The organism is Caulobacter sp. AP07 (genome assembly GCF_000281955.1).
In the GTDB taxonomy this organism is placed as follows: domain Bacteria; phylum Pseudomonadota; class Alphaproteobacteria; order Caulobacterales; family Caulobacteraceae; genus Caulobacter.
In genome coordinates this window covers 1-6,458 of sequence record NZ_AKKF01000089.1, presented here as the reverse complement: position 1 = coordinate 6,458, position 6,458 = coordinate 1, and the positions used below count along the sequence as shown (strand labels likewise).

Below are 6,458 nucleotides of genomic sequence, written 5' to 3'. Positions count from 1 at the left end.
CAAGGCCCGGGATGACGGTGAAGAAGGGGCTAGACGTCGAACTCAAGGCTTAGGGCCTCGTCGCGCCCTACCCCGCCGCGGCCTGGGTCTGCTCGGCCAGGCGATCGACGCGCTCCAGCAGATAGTCGGTGTCCTCGCGCGACACCGCCGCCGAAGAGGTCAGGAACCGCTGGATCATGTGCTCCTGGAAGCGCTCGCGGTCGCCGGGGCGGCCGTCATAGTCCAGGGCGTGGAAGGCGTCGACGCCGGCGCGCAGGGCCGGGAACAGGCGCGACGGCAGGCCAGCCCGTTCGCAGATCGCCTTCAGGCCCAGGTGTCCGGCGTCGTGGATCATCAGCCAGGTGCGGTGGTGGGGCACGCCCGCCAGCTCGGCGACGCCCCACTCGAAGAAGGTCATGTGGCCGTGGGCCAGAGCCCGTAGCAGCAGGGACGGCGTCAGGCGCTTGACGCTGGCCAGGTGCGCCGCGAAGCCCTTGGCGTCGGCCGTCCGGCCGGCCTGCTCCACCAGATCGATGGTCGCCCGCTCCTTGGCGCCGAGGATCAGGTCCAGGGTCCGCTCGGCCGACAGGGCGTGGTGGGTCAGGATGTGGTCGCGCAGCTGGTCACCGACCATGTCGATCAGGCGCTCGGTCACCGCCAGCGGCAGGGCCGCGCGATAGGCCACCGCGCTCAGCACCGCCTCCGACTTGGAGAACCGGTCCAGCACGCGTTGCAGGGCCATGTCCGAGAAGCGGGCGTTGTCGTTGGCGCAGGCGGTGGCGACCACCTCCTCCGACCCCTGGTCGACCAGCAGGGCGGTGATCTTGCTCGACAGCCTGGGACGTTTGGCCACGGCCAGTTGCCGCACCGGACCGCCCAGGCGGACGATCTCGGCCAGGTCCTGGTCGCTGAACACCGGCGAGAAGCTGATGATCGGCAGCGACACGCTCTCGACGTCGCGGGCCAGGCGGTTGGCGATGTCGGGCGGCAGAGTCGGCGAATTGCGCAGGGTCACGGCCATGGCGCGGCGGACCAGCTCGGCGGCGTCGGCGGCCATCACCCGCAGGATGTCGGCGGCCAGGGCCCGCTGGGCCTCGTCCAGCTCGGCGCGGTCGATGGTGCGACACAGCTTGTGGGCGGCCAGCGCCCGCTCGTCGGGCGTCGCGCCCTTCACCAGCATGCGGATGTCGTGGTCGGTCAGGGCGGCGCGGGTGGTGGCCATGGATCTCCCCCCTATGCCTGGGGAACAGCTGGGAATCGGATCATCCCTTGTTAGGCTTAACGATTGTTTGCCCGCATTGCGCTGTGGATTAACGATAAGCCGTAACCCCGCGCAAACCGCGACCGCCTAGGGTCCTCGTTCATCACCCGAGGAATCCGATCCTTGTTCGCCGAGCGCCGACCAACCGCCCCCGCAGTCAGCGGCGCTGACGCCCGTCTGGCGCTCGACGCCCAGACGGCGCTGCTGCCCTATGCGCTGGCGGTGTTCGCCGTCAGCCTGCCGATCTATGTCTGGGCCGGGTCGTTCGCCGCCAACGCCGTCTGGCTGGCGGTCAGCTTCGCGGTGTTCGCCATCAACTGGGGCGCGTTCTACGCCGTGGTCGCCTGGCTGCGCACACCGGAGGCCGAGGACCTGAGCCGCCGCGCGCGGGTGCACGTGCTCTCGGGCCTGCTGTGGGCGGTGGGCGTGATCCAGATGGCGATCTTCGCCGACGGGGCCGGCCCGGCCCGCGACACCCTGCTGCTGCTGACGGCCGGCGCGGCGGTGGTCTGCATCTTCTTCTCCGCGCCGTGCATGGTCGCCCTGCTGATCACCGCGCCGGTCGCCGCCTGCGGCCCGTTGCTACTGCTGTTCTCGCGGCCCGACAGCCGGTGGGCCGGCACCATGGCCTGGGGCGCGATCGCCCTGGCCATGGCCCTGTCCCTGGTGCTGAACCGCATGCTGCGCCGCCAGCACGCCCTGACCCTGGACCACGAGGCCCTGCTGGCGGAGCGCCTCCAGGTGCTGGAATCCGCCGAGCGCCTGGCCCGCTCCAAGTCCGACATCGTCGCCACCCTGAGCCATGAGATCCGCAACGGCCTGACCGGGGTCACCCACGTGCTGGCCGCCGCCGCCGGCAAGGGCGGTCGCGCCGCGCCGTCGCGCGAGCAGCTGAACGCCGCTCTCGACGCCGCCCAGGACCTGGTCGCCGTGCTCAACGCCACCCTGGACTCCGAGACCGCCGAGTCCGGCCGCCTGGCGGTCGAGCGCGTCGCCTTCGAGCCGGTGCGCCTGATCCGCGACCTGGTGCTGCTGGACCGGCCGCACGCCATGGCCAAAGGCCTGGAGCTGACGGTCCACGTCGAGGCCGACCTGGAGCATCGCCTGACCGGCGCGGCCATGGGCGACCCGCTGCGCACCCGTCAGATCATCGCCAACATCGTCGGCAACGCGGTGAAGTACACGGTGCGCGGCCGGATCGAGGTGCGGGTCGAGCGGCGCGGCGACCAGATCGCCATCGAGGTGGCCGACACCGGTCCCGGCCTGTCGGGCGAGGAGCTGGAACACGCCTTCGAGGCCTTCCGCCGCATCGAGCGCACCGGGGCCGGCGTCAACGGCGCGGGCCTGGGCCTGTCGCTGTCGCGCCAGCTGGCCCGGCTGATGGGCGGCGCGCTCGAGGGCTCCAGCGCCGTGGGCGTCGGCAGCTGCTTCACCCTGACCCTGCCCTTCGACGAACTGGCCGTCTGCGTGGTCGAGACCCAGGCCGAGGCCGCCCAGCCGCCCGAGCCGGCCGGCGCGCCGCCGCGCAACCTGCGGATCCTGATCGCCGAGGACGACGCCCTCAACGCCGCCATGCTGCGGGCCATCCTCGAGCAACTGGGCCACCAGGTCGTCCACGCCCAGAACGGCCGCCGGGCCCTGGACCTGGCGCGGATCTGCGACTTCGACCTGGTGATGCTGGACGGCCGCATGCCGATCCTCGACGGTCCGCAGACCGCCGCCGCCATGCGCGCCCTGGACAGCGGCAATCGCGACGTGGCGATCATCGCGGTGATCGGCGGCGACGCCGACGAGGCCCGCGAGTGCCTGGACGCCGGCGCCGACACCGTGCTGCGCAAGCCCGTCAGCGTCGCCGCCGTGGCCCGCGCGGTCGCCGACGCCGCGACCCTGGACCGCAAGAGCGTCGCCAGCCAGGCGGCGGTCGCCTAGGGGCGGGTTCCGCGTCAAGGCCCTTCCCAACGACCGTTTAAGTCGTCCACACTCACCGCAACAAGAAGACGCGGGAGGAAGACGACATGCTGCGCGGATTGCGGGTTATCGAACTGGCCACCTACATCGCCGCCCCGGGCGCGGCCGGGATCATGGCCGACTGGGGCGCCGACGTGATCAAGATCGAGTCCCCCGACGGCGATCCGATGCGGCGGTTCTTCGACACCATCGCCTCCGACCAGGACGCCAACCCGATCTTCGAGCTCGACAACCGCGGCAAGCGCTCGGTGGTGCTCGACATCCGGTCGAAGGGCGGAAGCGCGGCGGCCAAGGCCCTGGTCAAGGACGCCGACATCTTCCTGACCAATGTCCGCCCGGCCGCCCTGGCGCGGGCGGGGCTGGACTACGAGACCCTGAAGGCGGTCAATCCGCGGCTGATCTATTGCAGCCTCACCGGCTATGGCCTGGATGGGCCGGACGCCGACAAGCCGGGCATGGACGTGGCGGCCTTCTGGTCGCGGGCGGGCGTGGGCGCGATCACCGCGCCGAAGGGGGCCGAGCCCTTTCCCGTCCGCACCGGCATGGGCGACCACGTGACGTCCTTGGCGACGGTGTCGGCGATCCTCGCCGCGGTCCACGAACGGCACCGCACCGGAACCGGTCGACTGGTCGAGACCTCGCTGCTGCGCACCGGCGTCTATGCGATCGGCTCGGACATGGCCATCCAGCTGCGGTTCGGCAAGCTGGCCTCGACGCGCGGGCGACGCGAAGCGATCCAGCCGCTGGCCAATTTCTTCAAGACCCGCGACGACCGCTGGATCTGCCTGCTGGCCCGCCAGGGCGCCACCGACTGGCGGCAGATCGCCGTCGCCGCCGGCCGCCCGGACCTGCCCGAGGACCCGCGCTTCGCCACCGCCCGCCTGCGCCGCGAGAACACCGCCGCCCTGGTCGACATCCTCGACGAAGCGTTCGGGGCGATGGACTACGCCCAGGCCAAGGAAGCGCTCGACGCCGGCGACATCACCTGGGCGCCCTGGCAGACGCCGCGCGACCTGGTGGGCGACCCCCAGGCCCAGGCGGCGGGCTGCTTCGTGCAGACCCCGGACGGCCACGGCGCCACCTTCCCCGCCCCCGCCGGCCCGGCGCGCTTCCCGGGGTCGGAGGACGGGCCGAGGGGGCCGGCGCCGCGCCTGGGCGAGCACACGGCGGCGGTGCTGGGCGAGATCGGCTATTCGGAGGACGAGATCGCGGGGTTGCGGCCGGTGGAGGCGTAGGGTCTCCCAGACCACTCCCCTCTCCGCCGTCATTCCGGGCCTTGTGCCCGGAACCCATGGTTCAGCCGACAGTGAAGCGCGTTGGCGCGCCGGCGCGCCACACATCCGCCCTTGCGGCGGACAGATGGGTCCCGGGCACAAGGCCTGGGATGACGGCGGGTACTTGGAGATATGGGGGAAGGGCTGGCCGCTTCCGCGTGAAGCAAGCGCCCCGCCCGCCCCTACCGCTTGGTCTTGTCGCCGGCTTCCGACAGCACGCGCAGCATCTCGGACGAGAACATCGAGTTGGTCATCCGCGAGGCGGACGAGCCGCCGCTGTTGTTCGACGCCAGGCTGAAGCCGCTGTCGACGTCCTGCGAGCCGCGCAGGATCAGGTTGACCAGGGCTTCCTGCTGCTGGATGCGCTCCAGCCGGCGGCCGGTGGCGTATTGGATGAAGCCCTGATCGGCGGCGGGCGCGGCGTTGGCCGAGGCGTCGGGCGCCGTGACGGGCTCGCCGCCGCCGGTCTTGGTCAGGTTGGCGTAGACCTCGCCGACCGTGGCCGCCCGGCCTTCGCGATAGAAGATCGACCGGTTGGCGGCGGCCGCGTCGGGGAACATCGCGGCGGCGCTGGCCCCGGGCGAGGCGTTGACGGCCTCGATCAGCCGGGCCGAACCCTGAGGCCCCAGGAAATGGGCGGCGTAGAGCTCGCCGGAGGTCGGCGAGCGCCCCACCCGGCCGCGCAGGTAGGAGGCGTGGTCGGAGGCCAGTTCGCCGGCCATCAAGGATGCGGCGTGCGGATCCAGCTTCAGGCCCAGCACGGCCTTGCGGGCCTCGTCGCCGACCACTCGGTACTTGCCGTCGGTTCCCTGCTGGATCAGGTCGGCATAGCGGGCGTAGCCGTACTTGGAGCCGTGCTTCTTCAGCGTGGACAGCCAGGTCTGGTCGACGAACTGGAACAGGCCCGAGGCCGAGGAGGTGCCGGCCTTGGCGTTGGGGTTGTAGCCGCTCTCGCGCTTGGCCGTGCCCATCAGGAACGTGAAGTCCACGCCCGTCGCGCTGGACGCGCGCTGGATCGCCGACTCGACGACGCTGCGGATGGAATTGACGGCTGCCATGGCGTCAATGTCTGAACGAGCGTGGTTAATGCGCGCTTAACCATGCTGGGACGGAGACCCAACCGCCCTGCGACAGGGTGTCTCGCTTACGATCGTAATAAATCTACGCTCGTAATATTTACAAACGTAATTCTTCGTGGGACGCTCCAGTGTCGATCCAGAGACATCGACGCTCAAGGAGGTTGCCATGGTCGCCCATCAAGCCACGATCGGTTCCTATATCCCCGGCCTGAACGACGCGCCGCGCGGCAAGCCGTCGAAGGCCATGGTCGCGGCGCTCGTCCTGGTCTCCGCCGCCCATGCGGGGCTGTTCGCCTATCTGGCGTACCAGAAATTCGTGATGCCGCAGCCGCCGGTCGTGCAGGATCGGGGCATTCTCATCGATCCGTGGCGGCCGACCCCGCCGCCGCCCAAGCCGACGCCGGACACACCCAAGATCACGCGATCGAACCCGATCGAACCGCGCCTCATACCTCTGCCCCTAGATCTTCCCGTCGACCCCCTGTCGGTTCCCAGGGTCGAGCACAGTGACCTCAAAGGCGAGGGCCCGCCTACCTTCTCCGAGATCCCGGCCTCCCCCGGCGAGCCGCCGGTGATCCAACCCAAGGTGATCCGCAGCCCCAACTGGCTGAAGAAGCCCGGCGCCTCGGAGTTCAGCCGCTTCTATCCCGAAAGCGCCATGCGCCGGGAGGTTTCGGGCCAGGCCACCCTGGCCTGCACCGTCGCAGCCAACGGCGCCCTGCGCGACTGCGTGGTGGCCGGCGAGACCCCCGCCGAGGAGGGCTTCGGCAACGCGGCCGTCAAGCTGTCGAAGTACTTCAGGATGAGCCCCCAGACCGAAAACGGCCAACCCGTCGACGGCGCCAGCGTGCGCATCCCGATCAAGTTCAGCGCGGGGTAATTATCTCGCCCTCTCCC

General features: G+C 70.7%; 5 protein-coding genes. 3 read left to right on the top strand and 2 right to left on the bottom strand.

The genetic code is table 11. The features are described from left to right. Positions 1-67: 67 nt before the first annotated feature. Complete coding sequence (spbR, locus tag PMI01_RS05865) at positions 68-1,201, bottom strand: pole-localized protein SpbR (protein WP_007665230.1); 1,134 nt, start codon at positions 1,199-1,201, stop codon at positions 68-70. A gap of 162 nt (positions 1,202-1,363) precedes the next feature. On the opposite strand from spbR, the gene PMI01_RS05860 reads away from it, so the two are divergent. Together PMI01_RS05860 and PMI01_RS05855 are read left to right on the top strand one after the other, a co-directional pair. Beyond that, positions 1,364-3,169 carry an ATP-binding protein gene (locus PMI01_RS05860; RefSeq protein WP_007665228.1) on the top strand — a complete coding sequence of 602 codons (1,806 nt, stop codon included), beginning with the start codon at positions 1,364-1,366 and terminating at the stop codon, positions 3,167-3,169. An 86-nt stretch (positions 3,170-3,255) separates the two neighbouring features. Continuing rightward, complete coding sequence (locus tag PMI01_RS05855) at positions 3,256-4,443, top strand: CaiB/BaiF CoA transferase family protein (protein WP_007665226.1); 1,188 nt, start codon at positions 3,256-3,258, stop codon at positions 4,441-4,443. 221 nt (positions 4,444-4,664) lie between these two features. Here the strand turns inward: PMI01_RS05855 and PMI01_RS05850 are convergent, their stop codons facing one another. Beyond that, complete coding sequence (locus tag PMI01_RS05850) at positions 4,665-5,540, bottom strand: transglycosylase SLT domain-containing protein (protein ID WP_007665224.1); 876 nt, start codon at positions 5,538-5,540, stop codon at positions 4,665-4,667. A 187-nt stretch (positions 5,541-5,727) separates the two neighbouring features. Here PMI01_RS05850 and PMI01_RS05845 point away from each other — a divergent pair, with 187 nt between their 5' ends. Beyond that, on the top strand, positions 5,728-6,441 hold the full coding sequence (locus PMI01_RS05845; protein WP_007665223.1) for an energy transducer TonB family protein: 714 nt from the start codon (positions 5,728-5,730) through the stop codon (positions 6,439-6,441). Positions 6,442-6,458: the final 17 nt, after the last annotated feature.